This window comes from Neorhizobium sp. 05N33, from assembly GCF_056397445.1.
Window position 1 is genome coordinate 253,445 of the sequence record NZ_JBFTNK010000006.1, and the last position, 20,093, is coordinate 273,537.

Genomic DNA, 20,093 nt, shown 5'->3' on the forward strand with positions numbered 1-20,093 from the left:
CCGCGGCGCGCTAATACTCTTAACGATAGACTTAGAAGAGAAAAGCTCTCTCAAATGTATTCTTTTCAGCCATCTCATACTCCATCGGCATCCAGCGTTCCCGCACAGCGTTCCTTTCAGCGCGTGTCCGTCAGTATTCCAGGACGGTTGATGCTGGCGACGCATGAGGAATTTCCTTGCGACGTCGTCGACATGTCGCCGGGCGACGTCAGCTTCGCCTGCGTCGGCCGGCCGCTCGTCGGCGAACGCGTCATCGCCTATCTCGATCATATCGGCCGTCTCGAAGGCATGGTCATCAGCCTGTCGAGCACTGGTTTCGTGATGTCGATCAACGCGACGGACCGCAAGCGCGAGAAACTGGCCGCCCAGCTTACATGGATCGCCAACAAGCACGAACTCGGCCTGCCCGAAGATCGTCGCCATGATCGCCTGGCGCCGCGCAACACCCGCTCCGAGATCACGCTCGACGACGGCCGGCGTTATGCCTGTCGCATCGTGGACCTTTCGCTGTCCGGCGCGGCGATCGATATCGACATCCGCCCCGCGCTCGGCACGCCTGTCCGGCTCGGCAACATGCGCGGCCGCGTCGTACGCCACTTCATGGAAGGCGTGGCAATCGAGTTCAATTCGGTCCAATCACGCGATACGCTGACCGAATTCCTTTAAAAGGGCTCTTACGACGGCAATTCAGAAGCGCCCCATCCGGGCGCTTTTTTGTTGCGTGCCCTATCCTTTGCGTCCTGTTTCATTGCGGGACGGGCCAGGAAAAAGCCGCCTGTCTGTGCCGAAATGAACTTTCTTCAAAAAAATGTGCCCTTTCGGCACTTTTTTCGAGCCCGAAAACCGGCCTCGATCAGCCTGATTTGGTCATGACGCAACGCAATGCGCTACCTTACCTTCCCTGTTTGCAACGGCCAATCGTCGTCATTGCGGGATTTCCGACGCTCAGTGGGCTGCTCCGCGGATTTCAAAAACTCCTTTATTCACGGATAGATAGCGGGAAAGCTCCGAGGAGCCAGGCGCTCGATAATCGGCATTTTATAAAAATTATCGGCAAATTCGGCTCGAATTTTGTGAAAGTTCGAGATGTATTTGATGTATGTTTTAGGCGAATTGAATTCAAATAAGATATTGATTTTACTGCGAGATTTTGCGGTCGATCAAACCCTGTCTGGCAGTGTTCTCCTCACAACGGGGAGACATAAAAATGAAATACAGCAAGGGACTGGGCCTCGCCGCCATCACCGCCGTCATGGCGATCTTTAGCGCCGGAAGTTCTTTCGGCATGCCGGCCAACACGGTGCGCGTTCTCGGCCAGGCCAATCCGCCGCTCGGCCACTATGAATTCTGCAAGACCTATGTGAGCGAATGCGCCGCGACCTACAAGGACGCCGGCCCGCTCGCACTGACCGAAGACAAGTGGCGCACGCTTCTCGATGTCAACTACACGGTCAATTCCTCGATCACGCCGATGACGGATCAGGAAATTTATGGCGTCGAAGAGCGCTGGGCCTATCCCCGCACCGTCGGCGACTGCGAAGATTTCGTGCTTCTGAAGCGCAAGATGCTGATGGCGAAAGGTTTCTCGCCGTCCGACCTACTGATCACCGTCGTGCTACAGCCGAACGGCGAAGGTCACGCGGTGCTGACCGTCCGGACCGATCGCGGCGATTTCGTGCTCGACAACATGCGCAACAAGGTCATGATCTGGTCGGATACCGAATACACCTTCCTGAAGCGCCAGGCGAACGACGATCCCGCCCGCTGGGTCAAGCTGCAGGATGGCCGCGCCACCGCCGTCGGCTCCGTCGGCCAGTAATCTCTCGCCTACCCATCGACGAAAAAGACCACGGCGATCCGAGCCGCGGTCAATGTGCAGGACTGAAGGTGGGCGCCGAAGGGATTACTGGGAGGCTGTCACCATCCCGGATCAAGCTTTATTTACGAAGCGTTAATCATAACGATCCAGACTGCTGCCAAATCGCTTGGCCGCGTTCGTATCCGCGTTCTGTCCCATTCCGGCGCTGGCGAATTCCCTCTCGAATGAGAACATGGAGCGCGCGTCATGGCAGGTCCAGCCCGGAACCTCTCGGCTGCAGAAGAAGCGCCGCTCCTATCCAACCGTTTCGTCTATCGGCTGGCGGCCGTCATCGCGATCCTTGCTCTGTTGACGGCTGCGATCAGTGTCGGTGGCCATTGGTTCGGGCAGCGCATCGCGCTTGCCGGCCATACCGACAGCCGGGAAGAATTCCCGATCCAGATCGGCCAGGACAAGCTCAAGCTTCCGGCCAACACGATTCGCTTCCGCGACCAGCGTCAGGCCGGCGTTACCGAGCGCGTCGACCTCTATCTCACCTGGCCGGAACTCGAAGGTTATAGCGCAGGCCTGCGGTCGCGCTTCGATGATGTTGCCCAGTCTTCCTCGTTGATTTTCCTGCAATTATCCCAGAGCACCATGTCGCGCGACATGTCCGGCCGGCTGGAGCCGATCTATTCCAAACTGTTCGATGGCGCACCGCAGCAGGCTGCCTTCGGACTGACCGTTCACCGGCTGCGCGCCGATTCAGGTTATGGCAGCGAAGTGGTTCTAACTGGCCAGGTCGGCGGCGCCCCGGATTACGCCGTGCGCTGCGTGCTGCCTGCCCCCGGCGACAAAGCCACCAGCGGCGACTGCCAGCGGGATATCCACATCGGACAGGACCTGACGGTGCTCTATCGCTTCTCCAGTGTGCTTTTGCGGGACTGGCAACATATTGATGCCGCAGTTCGCCTCTTTGTCGAAAACCGGCTGGCGAAATAAGCCGCCGCGGACGGGTCGGGTCGAAGCCTGGGATGATGTCTAAAATGCAGCATATCGAGGTAAGCTGCTGTTCATCATAAACCTCTTGGTAACGCTAATCCCCTAGATTGAACGGTAACGGCCGTGGCGGGGGCGCGTCCGGATATTTGACTAATGTGATGCAAGCGATGAGTGCGGCAGTGTCGAAAAAAATGATATCTGCATCCCTTTCCAAGGGTGATGCGACGGTCCCGGGACGGTTCCTCGGTTTTCTCTTCACGTTGGCTGTGGCGATTTCGATGTTTTCGACGCCTGCTGCTGCCGGTCCGAAATACGCCGGCATCGTCGTTGACGCCAAGACCGGTAAGGTTCTCTATTCCGAGGATCCGGACGGTCTGCGCTATCCCGCGTCGCTCACCAAGATGATGACGCTCTACCTCACCTTCGAAGCGCTTGAAACCGGCCGCATTAGCCTCGACACACAGGTTCCGGTCTCTGCTCACGCTGCAGCCGAGCCACCCTCGAAACTCGGTGTTCGCGCCGGCGGTTCGGTCTCGGTCGATCAGGCTATTCGCGCACTCGTCACCCGCTCCGCCAACGACATGGCCACGGCCCTCGGCGAATTCGTCGGCGGCTCCGAAGAACGCTTCGCCTCATTGATGACCAGTAAGGCGCGCGCACTCGGCATGACCCGCACCACCTACCGCAATGCCAACGGCCTGCCGAACACCGCGCAGATGACGACGGCACGCGATCAGGCCCGGCTCGGCATGGCGTTGCGCCAGCACTTTCCACAGTATTACGGCTACTTCTCGATCCGCAGCTTCAATTTCGGCAAACAGACGATCGGTAACCACAATCGCCTCGTCGGCACGGTCAAGGGTGTCGACGGCATCAAGACCGGTTACACCCGCGCCGCCGGCAGCAATCTTGCGACCTCGGCCCAACTCGATGGCCGCTCGATCGTCGCCGTCGTGCTCGGCAGCCGCTCCAGCGCCGTCCGTGACGCGACGATGCGCAAGCTGGTCGCCGACTATCTTCCGGAAGCTTCTCGCGGCGGCAACAGCAACCTGATCGCCCAGGCAGCGGCCCCTGCCCCGGTTGCGCCCGCTCCTTCAGCCCCGGTACGCGCCGCTCCGGCCGTTACCGCGACCCAGTCCGACGTGCGCCAGATGGCGGCTCTCGACCTGCCGCCGAGCGGCCCGCGGCCGGGCGCCCGTTATGCCGAACAGCAGGCTGCAGCCATGGCGCCTGCCGCCGCATCGGCCTATGCCGCAGAACCGGAGCAAAAGAAGGTCATCACCCAGGCGATGAACACGGCCATGGGCGGTGTGGCTGCCGTCCCGACCCCGGCTCCCGAATATATGCCCGCCCGCACCGAGGAAGCCGTCGCGCACCGTGCCGGCCGCTCGACGGTGGACGACGTCACGACGGCATCCACCAAGGTGTCTGCCGTGTCCGCGAAGGCCGCTCAGTCCGCAGCCGCGGCTTCGATGGCCTCCAACGGCTGGGTCATCCAGATCGGCGCATCGCCGAACCAGAAACAAGCTCAGGATCTCCTGCAGAATGCGCAGGATAAAGGCGGCAAGGTATTGCGTTCCGCCAAACCCTTCACTGTCGCCTTCAGCAACAACGGCGAACAGATCTACCGCGCCCGCTTCGGCGGCTTCGACGACCAGAAGACGGCTGTCGACGCCTGCAACGTGCTGAAGAAGAAGGGCATCAGCTGCTGGGCGTCGCTCCAGTGAGCAGTCGCCACCGGCGATCAAGGAAATACCCGCGCCGGTTCTTCGGCGCGGAGGGATCTCGAAAGTAACGCGTAGACGGGGTTTCCGATGATGATGAATGAAAACAGCGCCGAACTCGACTTCAAACCGGCTCAGAAGTCCAGAGCCAAGGGCGTCGCCCTCAACCCGCTTCACGAGGCGGCCATGCGGCTTGCCGGTCTCGGCTTGAACCGCTCCAAGGAAAAGACCCGCGATCTGGTCTCTCTGTTGCTCAGCCACGGCGCGCGCGCCTGGCGCCATTCCCAGCCGGAAGCCAATATCCACCTGCATGTCGGCATCCGCGCCGGCCGTGCACCGGTCCGCATCAAGCTTCGCTGATAGGAAGTTTCCGGCTACAGTAGTCCAAGCTCGGCGAGTTCCCGCCGCAGATCTTCCGGAAGCGCCGCAACGTCCTCGCCCAGTTTGCCGAGGTCCCTCGGCGCTTCTTCGCTTTTGAGATAGCGCCACCCTTGGAAGGGCCGTTTCGGTTGCGGTGCGGTCTCGATGACCTCCGGCCCCAGCACCAACTGGCAGCGCTGAATGCCGTCGCCGCCCGTAACCGTGCGGATGTCGAGCAGCTTCTGCCGCGCCATCACCTGCCCCTTGATCACCCAGTAGAGCGATCCGTCGTCGAGCAGTTCCTCCATGCGCTTCGGCGCCATGCGGGTCGTATGGATGCTGTGCGGTTCGAGGCCGGCGGCAATAGCATTGAGCGCGCGCTCGGCGACCCAATCCTGGAGATCCTGGATAGAATCGGCGCCGACGCAGAGTTTGATCAGATGGAGAGCCATGGTTTGGTTGAAGACCCATCCGGACGTGAGGTCAAGCGTTTGCTCGGATCACTCCACAGTGGCGAAACCTGTCAGCACTCGACAACGTTAACGGCGAGACCGCCGGTGGAGGTTTCCTTGTATTTCTCGCTCATGTCGTTGCCGGTCTGGCGCATTGTCTCGATACAGGCGTCGAGCGGCACGAAATGTGTCCCGTCGCCCTTGAGGGCGAGCGAAGCGGCCGTGACCGCCTTGACCGCGCCGAGCGCGTTACGCTCGATGCAGGGCACCTGCACGAGACCGGCGATCGGGTCGCAGGTCATGCCGAGATGGTGTTCCAGCGCGATCTCGGCGGCGTTCTCGATCTGCTCCGGCGAGCCGCCCATGACGGCCGCAAGCCCCGCCGCAGCCATCGCGGCGGCCGAGCCCACTTCGCCCTGACAGCCGACTTCGGCGCCTGAGATCGAGGCGTTGTGCTTGATGATGCCGCCGATGGYGGCGGCCGTCAGCAGGAAACTATGGACGTCTGCCTGGGTCGCGTCGTCGTGAAAATGCAGGTAATAGCGTACCGTCGCGGGAATGACGCCCGCCGCCCCGTTGGTCGGCGCCGTGACCACGCGCCCGCCGCCGGCATTCTCCTCGTTGACCGCCATCGCGTAGACGCTCAGCCAGTCGTTGGCGAGCAGCGGGTTCAACCGGTTGCTGCGCCATTCTTCGTTCAGCTTGTCGTGGATCGCTCTCGCTCGGCGCTTCACCTTCAGACCGCCCGGCATGATCCCGTCGACCTTAAGGCCGCGGTCGATACAGCTCGACATCGCCTCCCAGATCCGGTCTAGACCGGCATCGAGCTCGGCAGCGCTCATCTTGGTTTCTTCGTTGGCGCGCTTCATCTGGGCGATCGTCAGGCCTGAGCCGCGCGCCATGTCGAGCATCTGTTTTGCCGAGGCGAATGGATAGGGAATGCGTGAGTCGCCGGCCGATTTCTTGGCACCGCGCATCGCCTCGAGCTCGGTGTCCGTCACCACGAAACCACCACCGATCGAATAGTAGATCCGCTTCAAGAGAAGCCGATCGTCCCGGTCGAAGGCGGAAAAGCTCATGCCGTTGGCATGGCCGGGCAGTGGCTGCTTCTTGTCGAAGATCAGATCGGTCTTCGGCTGGAATTCATAAGCCGGATGGCCGGGCGGCGTGACGCGGCCAGTCCTCTCCACCTCCTCGATGATCGCGTCCATCCTGTCCGGATCGACCGCGTGGGGTTCCTCGCCGACCAGGCCCAATATCACCGCCCTGCCCGTCCCGTGGCCGATCCCGGTGAACGCGAGCGAACCGTGCAGGCTCACCTTCAGCGCCGCGACATGCGCGCCGGTCGGGCGCGGCCAGTCGTTGGACAGGATGAGCTCCAGGAACCGGTTGGCGGCCGACATCGGTCCCATCGTGTGCGAGCTCGAAGGGCCGATACCAATCTTGAAGACGTCGAAAACGGACAGGAACATGAGAATCCGCAAGGTAGTGGAACGATCGCCGAGCCTATGTCAGACCAGCGCTATGTCTTGGCGATTGCCCGACATCCGGTGAACCGGCCGCGACATGCTCTTAAAATAGAAACGGCGCGGTATGAATACCACGCCGGGAATAGAAATTCCGGAATTTCACTGCGGCAATCAGATAGCGCCAAACAGATACGCGAGAGCCAACGCCCCTGCAAATCCGAGGAGCGCCTTGAAGGTCACGCCCCAGCAGGACTTCTGGTCGGTATCTTCCATGTCGTCTCCAGGTTCATGCCGCATCGATTAACGTCCGCTCCCGGTCGTCATGGCTAATGGTCTATTAAAATCCCGCCGCCTTCGCAATCCGCAAAATGGCGGAAACATGGCGGAAGCCTTTGGCGGATCACATTCGTAACGCCTGCACGCCGTTTGCGGTTCCTATCCGGATCGAGGAGGCTTGCCGCCGAAACCGAAACAAAGCATGACGAGACGGATTAAAGACCGATTCCAACCGGTGAAGCCCATGACGAACGCTGATTATATTGCGCTTGCCCTCTTTGCCGTCCTTTGGTCCCTCTATTCCTGGGTGACCGCCGGCGCCGGCTCCCGCCTGTTTCCCCGCGCCAGCCTCAACCGGGCGATGGCCGAACGGCGGAAGGAATGGATCTACAATTCGCTTCGCCGCGACCTCAAGATGATCGACACTCAGATTTTGGCGGGCCTGCAGAACGGCACGGCTTTCTTCGCCTCGACATCAATCTTCGCGATCGGCGGCTGTTTTGCGCTGCTCGGCGCCACCGAACAGGTCGAGGCGGTCTTCCGCGACCTGCCCTTTGTCGCTTACGGGGGCCGCACCGCGTTCGAACTCAAGGTCGCCGGCCTCACCTTCCTGTTCGGTTATTCCTTTTTCAAGTTCGGCTGGTCCTACCGGCTGTTCAACTATTGCACCATTCTCTTCGGTGCCCTGCCGATGATGCACGACACCAATGGTGACCGCGCTGCTGCCGAACGGGCGGCCGATCAGGTGGTTCGGATGAATACGATCGCGGCAGGCCATTTCAATTCGGGTCTGCGGGCACTGTTTTTGTCGGTCGGCTATCTCGGTTGGTTCATCGGGCCCTATATGTTCATTGCCATGACCCTTGTGGTGGTCGTCGTGCTCACCCGCCGCCAGTATTTCTCCGAGGCCCGGCTGGCGATCATGGACCGCGGGACGCCCTGAGATCTGATCCGGAAAGACAAGCAGTGACTGTTGCCGAAACCCAGAACCCCACCCCGCGCAGACCCCGCATCACGCTGATCGATACGCTGCGCGGCGTCGCCCTCATCGCCATGGCGACCTATCACTTCACCTGGGATCTCGAGTTTTTCGGTTATGTCGATCCTGGCACGGCGACCCAGGGCGTCTTCAAAGTCTATGCCCGCGCCATCGCCAGTTCCTTCCTGTTCCTGGCGGGCGTCAGCCTCGTCCTCGCGCATTTCCCGAAGATCCGCTGGCAGCCCTTCTGGAAGCGTTTTGCGATGGTTGCAGGCGCTGCAGTCGCAATCAGCATCGCGACGCTGGTCGCCTTTCCGGGCGAGTGGATCTATTTCGGCATCCTGCACAATATCGCGCTGTCGAGCCTGATCGGTCTCGCCTTCCTGCGCCTGCCACCGTTGTTGACCGGTGCGATCATCGCCCTGGTGGTCGTGGCGATGATCATCGACTACAGCCTGGTGCCTGGCGCGCTGGATTCGGCCCTGTTCGACGCCCGTTACCTGAGCTGGCTCGGTTTTGCAGAAGTCCCGCCGCGTTCGAACGACTATGTGCCGCTGTTTCCCTGGATCGCGGCACTTCTGGCCGGGGTGGCCGTTGCGCGAATTGCACTGTCGAGGAACTGGCCGTTGCGTCTCGCTGCGGTCCAGACGCAGGAGAACTTTCTCTCGAAAGCCGGCCGCCACAGCCTGATCGTCTATCTCGTCCATCAGCCGGTGCTGATCGCGCTCGTCTATCTCTTCTCGCTGGTTCATCCAGCCCCGCCGCCGGATCCGCGGATCGGCTATGTCAGAAGCTGCGAAGCAGGCTGCACGGCCCAGGGCAACGATGCCGGCCTCTGCCAGAAATTCTGCGGCTGCACCGCCGACAAGCTGATCACCCAGTCGCTGATGACGCCGCTGCAGTCCGGCGCCATCGCTCCGCAGGACGGCCGCGTGCAATCGCTCGCCGAACAGTGCTCGATCGAGGCGCAATAGCAGTCGTTTTGGAGGTCAGGTGCCGACGCCGATTTCGGCCAGCCGGGTCAGGCAAGCTTCCTCGACATTGTCGAGCTCCGTCAGCGTATCGTCGATATCCTTGCGCTTCTGGCGCAGGTCGTTGCGCTTTTCATCGAGGCGCGTCATCAAGAGCTTGAGCTGCCCGAGTTCGCCCGGCGGTTCCTTGTAGACCTGGATGATTTCGCGGATCTCGGCGATCGTGAAGCCGATCCGGCGGCCGCGCAGAATTTCCTGGATCAGCCGGCGATCCGTTGCCCTGAAAAGCCGCGTGCGACCCCGGCGCTCGGGGTGGATCAGACCCTCGTCCTCATAGAAGCGCAGCGTGCGGGTCGATACCCCGAATTCACGCGTCAGCTCCGTAATGCTATAATATTTGTTCACGTTCATGTCCTGCTACTCGTCAGCCAAACTAATTGACTTTTACGTAACAGTCAATTTTTGGGCTCAGCGGAGCATGAACCACCAGGTCGCCAAGCCGAGAAACGAGAAGAACCCGGTCGTGTCGGTAATCGCGGTCACGAACACCGCCGACGATACCGCCGGGTCGGCCCCGGCCCGGTCGAGAAGCAGCGGGATCATGATGCCGGCCATGGCCGCCGCAAACATGTTGATCAGCATGGCAGTGGCGATCAGCCCGCCGATATGGACATCGTGGAACCATAGGCCGGCCACCACGCCGACGAGACAACCGATCACCACGCCGTTGATCAGGCCAACGCCCGCCTCGCGTCGTGCGACGCGCCAGGCATTGTGAATGTCGAGATTGCGGGTCGCAAGCGCGCGCACCGTCACCGTCATCGTCTGCGAGCCGGCATTGCCGCCCATGCCGGCGACGATCGGCATCAGGATGGCGAGCGCCACCACCTGTTCGATCGTCGCTTCGAACAGCGAGATCACCGAGGCCGAAATGAAGGCGGTGAACAGATTGACCAGCAGCCACGGCACTCTTGACCGCGAGGTCTCGCGCACCGAGTCGGACAGTTCTTCGTCGCCGACGCCCGAGAGGCGCATGATGTCCTCTTCCGCCTCCTCCTGGATAACGTCGACCACGTCGTCGATGGTGAGCACGCCGACGAGGCGGCCATTCTCGTCGACGACTGCAGCCGAGATGAGGTCGTATTGTTCGAAGAGCTGAGCCGCCTCTTCCTGGTCCATGTCGGCGGGGATCGGATAGTTCGTCTCCCGCATGATCGTCTCGATCTTCACCTGCCGCTTAGCGCGCAGGATACGGTCGAGGTCGAGCACGCCGAGCAGCTTGAAGGTCGGGTCGATGACGAAGATCTGGGTGAAGCTCTCCGGCAGGTCTTCCTCGTCGCGCATGTAGTCGATCGTCTGGCCGACGGTCCAGAACGGCGGCACGGCGACGAATTCCGTCTGCATGCGGCGGCCGGCCGACTGTTCCGGATAATCGAGCGCGCGGCGCAGCCTCACCCGCTCGGTGAACGGCAGTTGCGCCAGGATCTCTTCCCGGTCCTCGTGGTCGAGGTCCTCGAGAATGTAGACCGCATCGTCCGAATCGAGTTCGCCGATCGCCGCCGCGATCTGCGCGTTCGGCATCTGGTCAACGATCTCCATACGGATATTTTCGTCGACTTCGGTCAGTGCGGTGAGGTCGAAATCGTCGCCGAGCAGCCGCACAAGCGCATGGCGCTGGTCGGGCAGGATCGCTTCGAGCAGGTCGCCGAGTTCCGATTCGTGCAGCCGCGCCACATGGCTGCGCAGGAAAAGCGTGTCGCGATCAGCGATTGCGGCGCCGACCATCGCCAGGAAGTCGGCGCGGATCGCACCGTCCTCGGAATAGATGTCGTCACCGGCATCGTCGGTTTTTGTGCGCAGGCGGTGGTCTTCGCCGATATCGCTCATCTGCCGCCCTCACTGCTGGTCTTTGACAAAACGAGAATGGCGGCAAAAAACATATTGTCAACAACCGGATAGCTGCACCCGGCGCTATTGCTCCTGCCGCCGGTTTTCCTGCTAGAACAATTGCCGTTCCGGGTCCAGAGCGCATGGCGAAACGATGCGGAAAAACCCGAGAGGCAGCCCGATAGGCAGAAAGAGGAGTTCGAAAATGGCCATCCGAACCATCCTGAAATATCCCGATCCGGGCCTGTCCAAGCCATGCGAGCCGATCACGGTTTTCGACGCGGCTCTGACGGCGCTGGCCCATGACCTTCTCGAAACGATGCGGGCGGCACCCGGCGTCGGCATCACCGCCGCGCATGTCGGTGTCTTCACCCGGCTCGTGGTGCTGGAACTGTCGAGGGAAACCGGCCCGCGCTTCTACGCCAATCCGGAGATCCTGGTCTCCTCGGACGAGCTGATGCGGCATATGGAAGGCAGCGTCTCCATGCCCGGCGCAAACGACGAGGTAGAACGCCCGAAAAGGATCCGGTTCCGCTACCGGGATCTCACCGGTGTCGTCCATGAAGAGGACGCCGAAGGCTTTCATTCCATCTGCATGCAGCACGAGATCGACCAGCTCGACGGGATCTTCTGGCTGAAACGGCTGTCCCGCCTGAAGCGCGAGCGGCTGCTGCGCAAATGGGGCAAGGGAAATAAAAATACGGCCGAACCAAATTCGCGTTCGCCCGTTGTCAGGTCGCAAGCCCAGCGAGGAGCTACGACCATGAATGCGACAGCAGACAAGACCGCAGCCGAGCTCGAGCGACAGGTGTCCGAGCGCCTGGCTGCACTGCCGGACGTCGATTCGTCGATGATCGAACCACATGCCGAGGGAACCAAGGTTATTCTCGAGGGTTCTGTCGATACCGTGTTCTCCGCCCGCAAGGCGGTGTTGAGCGCGGAAACCGTGGATGGCGTACATGATGTCGAAAGCCACCTGACCCTGACGGGTCAAAGGAATGGCGCATCCACGAGCCACTGAGCCGAAATACCCGGCGCACCGGCCTTTCAGGAGGGGGTGCGCCGGGTCCATGTGGGAACGATAGGAGACTGCGGTGCCGGGCAAGAAAAAAGCTGACGACATTTCCCGCGAGGAAGATTTTCGCGATTACGACGACCGCAATATCGACGAAGGTTGGCCCTACGACGATGCATCCGGCGCCCGCCCCGTCGATAACGCCGCCTATGGCGACCCCAAGGCCAATTTCGACACCAACCGCAATCGCGGTTATCAGGTGGACAGCGCCGAGCGCGACGGATCGGAAGAGCGGTTGGTCGACACCATTCGCCCTGGAACGAAGGGGATCGAGGAGGCCGACGATCTCGAAGAGCGGATCACCGATGCGATCGAGGAGCTGGACATGATCGACATGGCGTCGATCGACGTGCATGTCGAGGATGGCACCGTCACGCTCGAAGGCGCCGTCGACGATGCGGCGACCTCGCGCAAGATCGTCCGCCGGATTCAGCGTGTCGCCGGCGTCCGCGAACTGGTCAACAACCTTCGCCTCGAAGGCGTCGACAGCCACATTCCCGACGAGGATTGACGGCCCGACGACGCCTAGGCGCTCGTCAGCACGATCTCCGGAGGACTTTTCAGCGTATTGCTGACGGTGCAGATTTCCTCGGCCATGTGAGCGATCTGCTTTTTCTGCTCCTCGTTAAAATCCCCTTCGATCCGGAAATCCACGATGAACCTGGTGATCCGGGAGGGGCCTTCGTGGGCTTTTTCGCCGGTCACATGCACCCTTACCTCGCTCAGCCTGTCGAGGATGCCGAGCTTGCTTGCGGCGATACGGCCGCTGAGCACGAGGCAGGCGGCGAGCGATGAAAACATCAGGTCGAGCGGATTGAACCCCGGCTCGGAAGCGCCGGTGACGACCTCCACCTGACCACCCGTCTCACTCGTCACCTGCGGGTGACCGAGGCGTCCGAGCACCGCCGTCGCGCCGATCGGCCGCGTCTTGATTTTCAGTTCGACCATTGTTTGTCCTTACCTTGCACATACGAGCTTGGATCAGGCCAAGATAAGCGAGGAATTTCAGGATCGCATCCGGAATGGGCGATATGACTCGATGTTTTGCCATCGAAGCGGCAGATGGGCCTGATTTCCCGGATGCAATTTCATCCGGGCAACAAAAAACCCGCCGAAGCGGGTTTTTATTTTGGTGCGGTCGAGAAGACTCGCGATCCTGCCTGAATGCACTGGAAATGCTAGGATTTTGTGTCCCACGACAAGGCATCTAACGGCACTATGAATCAAGCGGTTAGAGGGTGGGTGTCCCACGATATCCGGCAAATTTATCCACCGAAATCGGTCCCTGTGGATAACCTATGCCGTTTACATGTTTATCAATATGTGCAATTGTATAGATGTTATAAACTTTAGGAACCCAAATGGACCCGGAACCAGAACTGAAGGACCAGCGCGTAACGGTCATGATGACCAAGAGCGAACTCGGCCTGATCGACGACTGGATGTTCGCCAACCGCATACGATCACGAGGTGATGCTATCCGGCAGATGTGCCGGAAGGTTCTCCTCAAGGACTTGAAGAAGATCAGCGAGGCGCAGTTGCAGCGCCATATATCCAAGGATGAATCAGATGAGCATTAAATATCGAAATACATACGCGCAAATGCGCCAGGGTAATTGGACGGACCTCAAGGTCAACGTCTTCAATGAAGAAGATGATGCATATCTGGCATGTGTCCACCTAGGCGAAGCGATCGTCACAGGTTTGGGTGAATACGAAGTACTACAAGGTGGGGCTTCAATGCCTGAGGAAGCCAAGAAAGCATGGCTTTATAATGCGGCCGTCCTTGAGAGGCATGCACGCATGATACGAGACTATGTCGCGATGGCCGAAGGCTCGGATGAGGATGAAATAATATGGCAGCGCTATTACGACTATCTTGTAAAGCGGGGGGCGTCTGCTGCTGAATTGGCTGAATGGGAGCAACGCAAGCCGGGACAGGAAGCCTCTGTTCTGATGAAGGAAGGGGCGAAGGATGAGTAATGTTCAATTCACTCCCGAGATAATCGAACGCTTCGCCCGAGCTTGGGCGTCAATAGACGGGAAACTTGCAGAATTCAAGATCGCCAAGGTGAACGAGGCATTTGAAGAAATGCACGGGACCTACGGCGGCTATATGACCGAGGCCGAAGAGCTTTTGAAGCGGGCTGATTGTGCAGTGACCGTCCCTTGAGAGCCGTAACCCGGCCCTCTTCGGAGGGCCACCACTACCACTTACTACCACTTAATAGGAGAAGACAGTTGATTGAGGAATACGACCTGGACCACGCTAAGCGCTATCTCGAAACCGGCGGCCTTGGGGAGGTGATCGGATTTACCGATCTGGCGGTAAAGAGCGGCGAATTCAAGGTGCAGATGGACGCCGATATGGCGATGGCACTTTGCCTGCTCGCCTCGGAAGCCTTGGAGAACCGGAATAAGCAGCGGCTTCAGTAGCTCCCCTCTTCGGAGGGCCTTATAGGAGAATAGAATGAGCGAGACTTCCGGAATGCTAATCGCCAGAAAGGCGCCTCACAATGATGTGGTGAAGCTTTTGACCGAACTTGTGACGGAGCTTAGGATTGAGAACGAGGATCTAAAGCAGATGCTGATGAATCAGCGCAGCTTAATGTGTGGGGCAATTCCGGCGAAGCTACAGGAAGGGAATACCTAAATGAGGGACTTGAGCTTTAAGGCTGTAGCCAAGGGCCAATATGAGGAAGGGCTGAGTGACGCTATTAAAATTATCGAAGGTCGCTTGCCACTCTACACGGATATCGGCCAGATCAACGCGCTTCGCGAAAGCATTTCAAGCATCAAAGGGGCTCTGGAAAGGATAGGTCGAGGAAATCGCGCTGCAGAGGCCAAGCTAGAGGAAGGGAATACGGATGGGTGAGATGGAGAAAGTTCTGGAAGCCATGATCGACGAAGCACTGAAGGAGTAGGACATGGACGTACGATTCGGAAACGGCCCTACCAAATACGGACCGGGCGTAAGCGTGTCTCTCTCTGGCGATGAGCTCGCTGTGGCGATAGACGCTTACCTTGTCTCGCATGGAATTATCGTGCGAGGGCCGCGCACGATAACAGTCAATGGCGAACTGTGTGAAGCCGGGGAGGTCTATGTTGACCCGAGCGGCTTTGTCGTAGCGGACGGGAAGCGATATACCGGACGCGGGGATGTGGAAGACTAAAGGATGAGCAAGGTCGGCCTCCAGCTCTCCATAGCCCTGTTTATGATTGCAGGGGTGGGTATTGCGTACCTGTTCGGATGGCTCTAATGCCGGACGCGCCCAAGCAATATCTTCACGTCGTTGCGCAATTCGGTTAATAGCAAATTCGTCGCTTCACGTGCTTCCTTGTGCGCAGCAAGATCCTCCGCCCGCTGGTTCCATATCCTTCGGATTTCCTTTGAGTTCTCATTGGCTTTCGCCTCTAAACGAATAGACCATACCACGAGCGTAACTCCTGCGACGATGAACCCCCAATATTCCTTCAGCAATTCCATCAGCAATTGATCCCCGTTGGCGTATGCAATTCATCTTTCGGGAACCATTCCGGCATAACGTATAGAGAGCCATAGCGATCCCTGTTAGATCGTTTCGTGGTCAGAGCCAGCGCTTCGGGTCACAACGAAGCGTTGGCTCGCATGCTATTTCCGGCCGCGAATAGCCGCTGCTATAGCCGTGAGGCCTTGGCCGGCAACCTGGACGCCGAAGAACGACAACAGGATCGCGCCCTGCCATTCGTCGAACGGGGCGGGATATTTCGGGATGCCCCAGCCGAGCCGCAGGCACGTATCAATCGTCACCAACAGCAGGTGGACCGAGAAGCATCCGGCAATCACCGCGGTGATGAGGCGCATCTCCCAGAATCCGGCAGAGGCAAGGCGGATCTCTTTCGCGCTCTGCATCGCCGTCATCTGGCGCTGAACATCGGCTATAGCCGCTTCCGCGACCAGCTTCTGTTCCTGCGTCTGCGCCTGGAGCTTCATCTGGTAAGCGTTGGTCAGCGCCTTTGCGAGATCGCCGGACGCCCAGCCAAATATCCATTTGATGAACGTGAGCATCAGGCTTCGACCTCCTTGCGGATAGACTTGACGCGGCGGATGATCCACTCCCCGCCGATCAGGACCACGACGATGACGACCACGCCGATACCGCCGACGAGGATCAGCGAATCCCGGTCCATGCCGGCAAGCCATGACGCCCCACTGCCGCCCGTGAACAGGCCTCCGAAGATCCACGAGATCCAGCTCGTTTTCTGCCGGACTTCGGTTTCAACCTTCTTGGGAACGGTCGGCTTTTCGACCTCGACGGTGGTTTCTTCGGTGACGGGGGCGTTCTTCACTTCCGGCCGGGAGGATTCGCCCTTGGTCATGGCGACCAGACGCTTGTGCATCTCGGCGCGCGTCTGAGGCCCGCTTACGCCATCCGGCTTCAGTTTTGCCGATGTCTGGAAGGCCTTGATATCGGTCGGAGGAAGTCCGAGCAGGACGAGCGCAGATCTGTCATAATAGGACAGCCGATCCTCATATCCATTCAGGCCGCCATTAATGCGACGGGTAATCATCTCGATATCGTTGGTGTCGGCGTATCGGTTGAGGTTGCGCGTCGTCCAGTACCACACGACAGACCAGCCGGCCCAAGGCGAGGCTGCCATCAGTTCCGGCTTGTCGACAAAATCGGGAGGATTCAGCCCGCGCTTCTGGCACCATTCGTAGAATGCCGTCGTATTGCCGCGCCCGGTGATCTGGATAGGCCCGTAGCCGCGATACTTCGACCCGTCGCCCTTTCGGTTATTGCCGAGATCCTTACGGCCCTCGTAACGCTGCTGGGCAGCCGTAGGACCCCAGACCTCGCGATCGTAGATCAGGCCACCGCTCTCGTGCATGACCTGCGCCAAGACGTGGGCAAGCTGGTGAGGCTTGTATTCGTCGGAGATGGCAATGATAGCGGCAAGCAGGTTCTTTTTTGGAGCTTTGTTTTTGCTGATCTTGCGGATCTGCGCTTCAGTGAGCATGGCAAAGCCTCCGCGGTTGATGGCGGTCCATACGGTTTCCTTTTGGGGTTAGGTCAGAACGACGAAAACCCCGCCGAAGCGGGGCTCATATGGTCAGTGATGCGATTGGGTGGCTTACTTCAGCCGTCTTGCGATGGAGCGCTTCAGACGCTTGGGCAGACCGCGAAGGCCATGCAGGGAGTCCGTGGAGGTGCCGTTCCTGCGATACTGCCGTCCGTCCCGTCTCCATGCGACCGTTGACAGCCAGCGATGCCCAGACTGCCAGCCGGTGCGATCCCGGCCCTTCTGCTCGAAATGCACGACCTTGAACGCCGGCCCCAGAAGATCGAGCATCGGTTCATATTCCCTGTCCGTGTCGAACATGCGCTCGGTATTGTCGATGACGAAAACGCCGTCCTTCGCCAAGGCTCCGATGCGCAGAAGTTCCGTCAAGCACGAAACACGATCCCGGCCGTCGATCAGGATAAGATCGAATTTCCTCGTCCCGACGATCTCGGCAATCTTCCGAGAATAAGGACGCTCCAGAAGATGAGCCTCTGGAGCCCATCCTTGAATATCCATCATCGCCGTGGTCTTGGAATACCATTCCGGGTCATGCTCGAAGCTGACGAGGCTGGAGGATCGATCCCCGAAGAACAGGGAGCTTGACCCCATGCCGAACTCAAGAACGGCTGGGAACCGTCCGTTTTCCTTTTCGAAGCCTTCGATGAAGTTCAGCAGGAAGGTGACCGTCTGATCGGTAACCCATGGGACGACACGCATTTCCACTCCGAGACCGGTTCAACTTAAGGCGGTGTTCTTGCATATTCGGACTCCGCCGCCAAGGCACTTTCACGGGGCGTACGTGAGAACGTCCGCAGGCGTGGCCGTAATAGCCGCGATGTTCGTATTGTTGATGGCGGGGTCTGTGTCGACAATAGGAGCACCTGAGAAATCAGCAGCGATGACAGTCCCCGGGGGGATGCTCGGCCAGATCCAGTAGGGGTTTCCAACCTTGGCGATGGATTTTACCCATTGCCCCTGGTTGCCGCTGGCCGTTGTGATGACGGCCAGAAATGTAACGCCATTGAGTGTCTTGTTGCAGACGAGGATCATCGGTTCTGTTCCCATGGTTAGATTGCTCGCATGATGATGATTGAAATACAGGCAGGATCGGCGGGAGTGCCGGATAGGTCGGTTGTCGTGATGACGAATGAATCTGTCGAGTAGTCGTCAGGCTGCACATAGCAACGGTAGAGGCCGCCATCGAAGACGTTGACGATGTAGTCTATGTCTGGCTGTTCATTTCCGAAGAACATCCAGAATTTTCCGGTATCAACCGCAAACCCGCCTGCAATAGCGCTCTCTGCGGTAAACCCGCTGATCGCCCCGTCGCTGATGGAGAGCTTCGCAGATGCGATGATTTGAGGCGTCTTCGGGATTACCGGCTGCTCGTAGACTTCCGGTTCGTATTCCTCGTAGGAGGTCTCCCCGGTGGACAGGTCGTAGATAGTTCTCAGTGCCATATCAGGTATCCATTTCTCGGAGGAATTCGACATTGCCGCCAAGAGTAGCCGTCCCGGGCGCCGTGCCGAAACGGATACGATCCAGCGTTCCAGGAAGCGTTACTCCTGTGGCGGCATAGTTCAGGATGCCGGAAGCGCCTTGCGCCATCAGCGTTATTTGCCAACGGCCGGTTCCACCGAGGCGAGTTAGCCAAATATGCCCGCGGTGGGGGCCGACCATCGCAGTCAGGGCGTAGGAGATAGGAACGAACGTGGTCGCCGTGCTGCCCTGCGCACCGCCGGAAGATGTGGCGCCCGCCGTCGCGAGATACCCGCTCGTCACCACGCCGGCCGATGTGCCAAGTTGGATGAACAGTTGAGCGGCCGCGCTGACCGTCACCTCGTCGAGGATGATCGTCAGTCGCCGGACCCCGGCCGGAATGCCGGTGATGTCCTGGCTTGTTCCTGAGAGAGTAACCACCGCATCCGGCTTCACGCCGCCCGTGCTCATATCGAGATAGGGAGGGCCATTCGCAGCCGCAGCCCTAACCACCACGCCGATGCGCCGCTTTCGGTCATAGTTCGCTGGCATGGTCGGGGCGCTCGAAGACAATGAGCCAAGGTAGTCAGTCCCGCCGGTATCCGATCGGCCAATGCCGAACAGATAGTAGGTGCCGTTCCCGACTGCGCCTGTATCCAGCATGCCGCCATTGTTGCCAGCCGTGAACGTGGCATCGAGACGCTTGGTCAGGGCGGAAAACTGCATTAGATTGTACGGCGACGTGTCGGACGCCGCTACGCCGGCAGCAAAATCAATATCGTTGGTGGCGTCCCCTGCGTTGGTGGTGAGCGCGAGACCGGAGGCATAGCCCTGGATCTGAGGGCCTGCGAAGGTGTCGCCCCGAATGTCGGCAAAGAAGGCCGTGCCGCTGCAGACGATCAACGCCGTCTGGCCCGGTCCGATGATGACAGAGGCCGCACCGTTCACCGTCTCCGCAGCGTTCGGATCGACGATGACAAGGCCGGTGGATGAGTTGATGACTGTCGTGCGCCAGGCAGATCCGAGCGTTGCCGCTGCGGTCAAGGCCAGCGTTGCCCCAGCGGTGAACCGAAGAGTGCCGCCGTTGTCTGCTGCGACAGCCGTATAGTTGGCCGCTTTCTCCGCATAGGTGACAGTGGTGATCGAGTTGATGCGGGCGAAGAACGCCGAGCCATTCGAGATGATCAGCGCGCTCTCGCCGTTCCTGATCGTGATCGTAGACGCGCCGTTGATCGTTTCCGAGGCGTTCGGGTCAACGATGACATCGCCGCCGTCAGCCTGCACAAACACATGCCAGTCCGCCCCGAGGGTAGCGACCGCAGTCAGGGATAGGGTAGCTGCAGCCGTGAACCGGAGATACCCGTTATTGTCGTTGGCAACAGCCGTATAGTTCGTGGCCTTGGCCGTGTAGACCATACCTCCGTCGATATCAGCCCGCAGCTGGGCCATGATCTCGCGGATGGCGTTGTTGATGCCGGACGGCGCACATCCCTCCTTGATATTGACGCCGCCAACGTCTTCGTTGTTGTTCGCCGTGGTATCCCAGGAGAGGAAGTTAGGTTTTACCATTTGAGG

At 59.6% G+C, this 20,093-nt stretch carries 27 protein-coding genes and 1 pseudogene; 16 read left to right on the forward strand and 12 right to left on the reverse strand.

Annotation, left to right across the window (positions count from 1 at the left end; translation table 11 throughout):
- Positions 1 to 54: 54 nt before the first annotated feature.
- The 5 genes from AC1DLT_RS17845 to AC1DLT_RS17865 all read left to right on the forward strand — a co-directional run bounded on the left by AC1DLT_RS17845 (position 55) and on the right by AC1DLT_RS17865 (position 4,884).
- The gene (locus AC1DLT_RS17845; RefSeq protein ID WP_477487598.1) at positions 55 to 666 is read left to right on the forward strand and encodes a PilZ domain-containing protein; all 612 of its coding nucleotides are present in this window, start codon (positions 55 to 57) and stop codon (positions 664 to 666) included.
- Positions 667 to 1,252: 586 nt separating this feature from the next.
- Positions 1,253 to 1,819 carry a transglutaminase-like cysteine peptidase gene (locus tag AC1DLT_RS17850; RefSeq protein WP_477487707.1) on the forward strand — a complete coding sequence of 189 codons (567 nt, stop codon included), beginning with the start codon at positions 1,253 to 1,255 and terminating at the stop codon, positions 1,817 to 1,819.
- 246 nt (positions 1,820 to 2,065) lie between these two features.
- Positions 2,066 to 2,800, forward strand: coding sequence for a hypothetical protein (locus tag AC1DLT_RS17855; protein ID WP_477487599.1), 735 nt, complete (start codon positions 2,066 to 2,068; stop codon positions 2,798 to 2,800).
- Between the two features lie 158 nt (positions 2,801 to 2,958).
- On the forward strand, positions 2,959 to 4,527 hold the full coding sequence (locus AC1DLT_RS17860; protein WP_477487600.1) for a D-alanyl-D-alanine carboxypeptidase: 1,569 nt from the start codon (positions 2,959 to 2,961) through the stop codon (positions 4,525 to 4,527).
- A gap of 87 nt (positions 4,528 to 4,614) precedes the next feature.
- Positions 4,615 to 4,884, forward strand: coding sequence for a hypothetical protein (locus tag AC1DLT_RS17865; RefSeq protein ID WP_477487601.1), 270 nt, complete (start codon positions 4,615 to 4,617; stop codon positions 4,882 to 4,884).
- A gap of 14 nt (positions 4,885 to 4,898) precedes the next feature.
- On the opposite strand, the gene AC1DLT_RS17870 is transcribed toward AC1DLT_RS17865, so the two are convergent.
- Both AC1DLT_RS17870 and AC1DLT_RS17875 read right to left on the reverse strand, forming a co-directional pair.
- Positions 4,899 to 5,336, reverse strand: a complete 438-nt coding sequence (locus AC1DLT_RS17870) for a DUF1489 family protein (RefSeq protein ID WP_477487602.1) — start codon at positions 5,334 to 5,336, stop codon at positions 4,899 to 4,901.
- A gap of 71 nt (positions 5,337 to 5,407) precedes the next feature.
- A complete protein-coding gene (locus AC1DLT_RS17875) occupies positions 5,408 to 6,808 on the reverse strand; it encodes an L-serine ammonia-lyase (RefSeq protein ID WP_477487603.1) in 1,401 nt (466 codons plus the stop codon).
- 517 nt (positions 6,809 to 7,325) lie between these two features.
- On the opposite strand from AC1DLT_RS17875, the gene AC1DLT_RS17880 reads away from it, so the two are divergent.
- Together AC1DLT_RS17880 and AC1DLT_RS17885 are read left to right on the forward strand one after the other, a co-directional pair.
- Entirely contained in the window at positions 7,326 to 8,024 is a 699-nt protein-coding gene (locus AC1DLT_RS17880; RefSeq protein ID WP_046599852.1) for a DUF599 domain-containing protein, read from the forward strand.
- 23 nt (positions 8,025 to 8,047) lie between these two features.
- Positions 8,048 to 9,034, forward strand: coding sequence for an acetyltransferase domain-containing protein (locus AC1DLT_RS17885; protein WP_477487604.1), 987 nt, complete (start codon positions 8,048 to 8,050; stop codon positions 9,032 to 9,034).
- Between the two features lie 15 nt (positions 9,035 to 9,049).
- On the opposite strand, the gene AC1DLT_RS17890 is transcribed toward AC1DLT_RS17885, so the two are convergent.
- Both AC1DLT_RS17890 and mgtE read right to left on the reverse strand, forming a co-directional pair.
- Positions 9,050 to 9,442: a MerR family transcriptional regulator gene (locus tag AC1DLT_RS17890; RefSeq protein WP_038543106.1), complete on the reverse strand. Its 393-nt coding sequence runs from the start codon at positions 9,440 to 9,442 to the stop codon at positions 9,050 to 9,052.
- 57 nt (positions 9,443 to 9,499) lie between these two features.
- A complete protein-coding gene (gene mgtE, locus AC1DLT_RS17895) occupies positions 9,500 to 10,918 on the reverse strand; it encodes a magnesium transporter (protein WP_477487605.1) in 1,419 nt (472 codons plus the stop codon).
- A gap of 205 nt (positions 10,919 to 11,123) precedes the next feature.
- Between mgtE and AC1DLT_RS17900 the strand changes: the two are divergent.
- The 3 genes and pseudogenes from AC1DLT_RS17900 to AC1DLT_RS17910 form a co-directional block, all read left to right on the forward strand.
- Positions 11,124 to 11,606 (forward strand): annotated as a pseudogene (locus tag AC1DLT_RS17900) (peptide deformylase); the annotation flags it as partial.
- 75 nt (positions 11,607 to 11,681) lie between these two features.
- Positions 11,682 to 11,939: a BON domain-containing protein gene (locus AC1DLT_RS17905; protein WP_051899717.1), complete on the forward strand. Its 258-nt coding sequence runs from the start codon at positions 11,682 to 11,684 to the stop codon at positions 11,937 to 11,939.
- Positions 11,940 to 12,012: 73 nt separating this feature from the next.
- Entirely contained in the window at positions 12,013 to 12,504 is a 492-nt protein-coding gene (locus AC1DLT_RS17910; RefSeq protein WP_477487606.1) for a BON domain-containing protein, read from the forward strand.
- Positions 12,505 to 12,518: 14 nt separating this feature from the next.
- Here the strand turns inward: AC1DLT_RS17910 and AC1DLT_RS17915 are convergent, their stop codons facing one another.
- Positions 12,519 to 12,941: an OsmC family protein gene (locus AC1DLT_RS17915; RefSeq protein ID WP_477487607.1), complete on the reverse strand. Its 423-nt coding sequence runs from the start codon at positions 12,939 to 12,941 to the stop codon at positions 12,519 to 12,521.
- Positions 12,942 to 13,354: 413 nt separating this feature from the next.
- Between AC1DLT_RS17915 and AC1DLT_RS17920 the strand changes: the two genes are divergently transcribed.
- The 6 genes from AC1DLT_RS17920 (at position 13,355) to AC1DLT_RS17945 (ending at position 14,868) form a co-directional block, all read left to right on the forward strand.
- Complete coding sequence (locus AC1DLT_RS17920; protein WP_477487608.1) at positions 13,355 to 13,573, forward strand: hypothetical protein; 219 nt, start codon at positions 13,355 to 13,357, stop codon at positions 13,571 to 13,573.
- Positions 13,563 to 13,976, forward strand: coding sequence for a hypothetical protein (locus tag AC1DLT_RS17925; RefSeq protein ID WP_477487609.1), 414 nt, complete (start codon positions 13,563 to 13,565; stop codon positions 13,974 to 13,976). The genes AC1DLT_RS17920 and AC1DLT_RS17925 overlap by 11 nt, the downstream gene beginning before the upstream one ends.
- The gene (locus AC1DLT_RS17930) at positions 13,969 to 14,166 is read left to right on the forward strand and encodes a hypothetical protein (protein WP_477487610.1); all 198 of its coding nucleotides are present in this window, start codon (positions 13,969 to 13,971) and stop codon (positions 14,164 to 14,166) included. Before AC1DLT_RS17925 ends, AC1DLT_RS17930 begins: the two co-directional genes overlap by 8 nt.
- 68 nt (positions 14,167 to 14,234) lie before the next feature.
- Positions 14,235 to 14,429, forward strand: coding sequence for a hypothetical protein (locus AC1DLT_RS17935; protein WP_477487611.1), 195 nt, complete (start codon positions 14,235 to 14,237; stop codon positions 14,427 to 14,429).
- Positions 14,430 to 14,463: 34 nt separating this feature from the next.
- Entirely contained in the window at positions 14,464 to 14,646 is a 183-nt protein-coding gene (locus AC1DLT_RS17940; RefSeq protein ID WP_477487612.1) for a hypothetical protein, read from the forward strand.
- The gene (locus tag AC1DLT_RS17945) at positions 14,647 to 14,868 is read left to right on the forward strand and encodes a hypothetical protein (RefSeq protein ID WP_477487613.1); all 222 of its coding nucleotides are present in this window, start codon (positions 14,647 to 14,649) and stop codon (positions 14,866 to 14,868) included.
- A 381-nt stretch (positions 14,869 to 15,249) separates the two neighbouring features.
- On the opposite strand, the gene AC1DLT_RS17950 is transcribed toward AC1DLT_RS17945, so the two are convergent.
- The 7 genes from AC1DLT_RS17950 to AC1DLT_RS17980 all read right to left on the reverse strand — a co-directional run bounded on the left by AC1DLT_RS17950 (position 15,250) and on the right by AC1DLT_RS17980 (position 20,087).
- Positions 15,250 to 15,480 carry a hypothetical protein gene (locus AC1DLT_RS17950; protein WP_477487614.1) on the reverse strand — a complete coding sequence of 77 codons (231 nt, stop codon included), beginning with the start codon at positions 15,478 to 15,480 and terminating at the stop codon, positions 15,250 to 15,252.
- Positions 15,481 to 15,624: 144 nt separating this feature from the next.
- A complete protein-coding gene (locus AC1DLT_RS17955; protein WP_477487615.1) occupies positions 15,625 to 16,041 on the reverse strand; it encodes a hypothetical protein in 417 nt (138 codons plus the stop codon).
- Entirely contained in the window at positions 16,041 to 16,994 is a 954-nt protein-coding gene (locus AC1DLT_RS17960) for a glycoside hydrolase family 19 protein (RefSeq protein WP_477487616.1), read from the reverse strand. Before AC1DLT_RS17960 ends, AC1DLT_RS17955 begins: the two co-directional genes overlap by 1 nt.
- 114 nt (positions 16,995 to 17,108) lie before the next feature.
- Entirely contained in the window at positions 17,109 to 17,756 is a 648-nt protein-coding gene (locus tag AC1DLT_RS17965; protein ID WP_477487617.1) for an O-methyltransferase, read from the reverse strand.
- A 69-nt stretch (positions 17,757 to 17,825) separates the two neighbouring features.
- Complete coding sequence (locus AC1DLT_RS17970; protein WP_477487618.1) at positions 17,826 to 18,089, reverse strand: hypothetical protein; 264 nt, start codon at positions 18,087 to 18,089, stop codon at positions 17,826 to 17,828.
- A 17-nt stretch (positions 18,090 to 18,106) separates the two neighbouring features.
- A complete protein-coding gene (locus AC1DLT_RS17975) occupies positions 18,107 to 18,499 on the reverse strand; it encodes a hypothetical protein (RefSeq protein WP_477487619.1) in 393 nt (130 codons plus the stop codon).
- 1 nt (position 18,500) lies between these two features.
- Positions 18,501 to 20,087, reverse strand: coding sequence for a hypothetical protein (locus AC1DLT_RS17980; protein ID WP_477487620.1), 1,587 nt, complete (start codon positions 20,085 to 20,087; stop codon positions 18,501 to 18,503).
- Between the last annotated feature and the right edge of the window lie 6 nt (positions 20,088 to 20,093).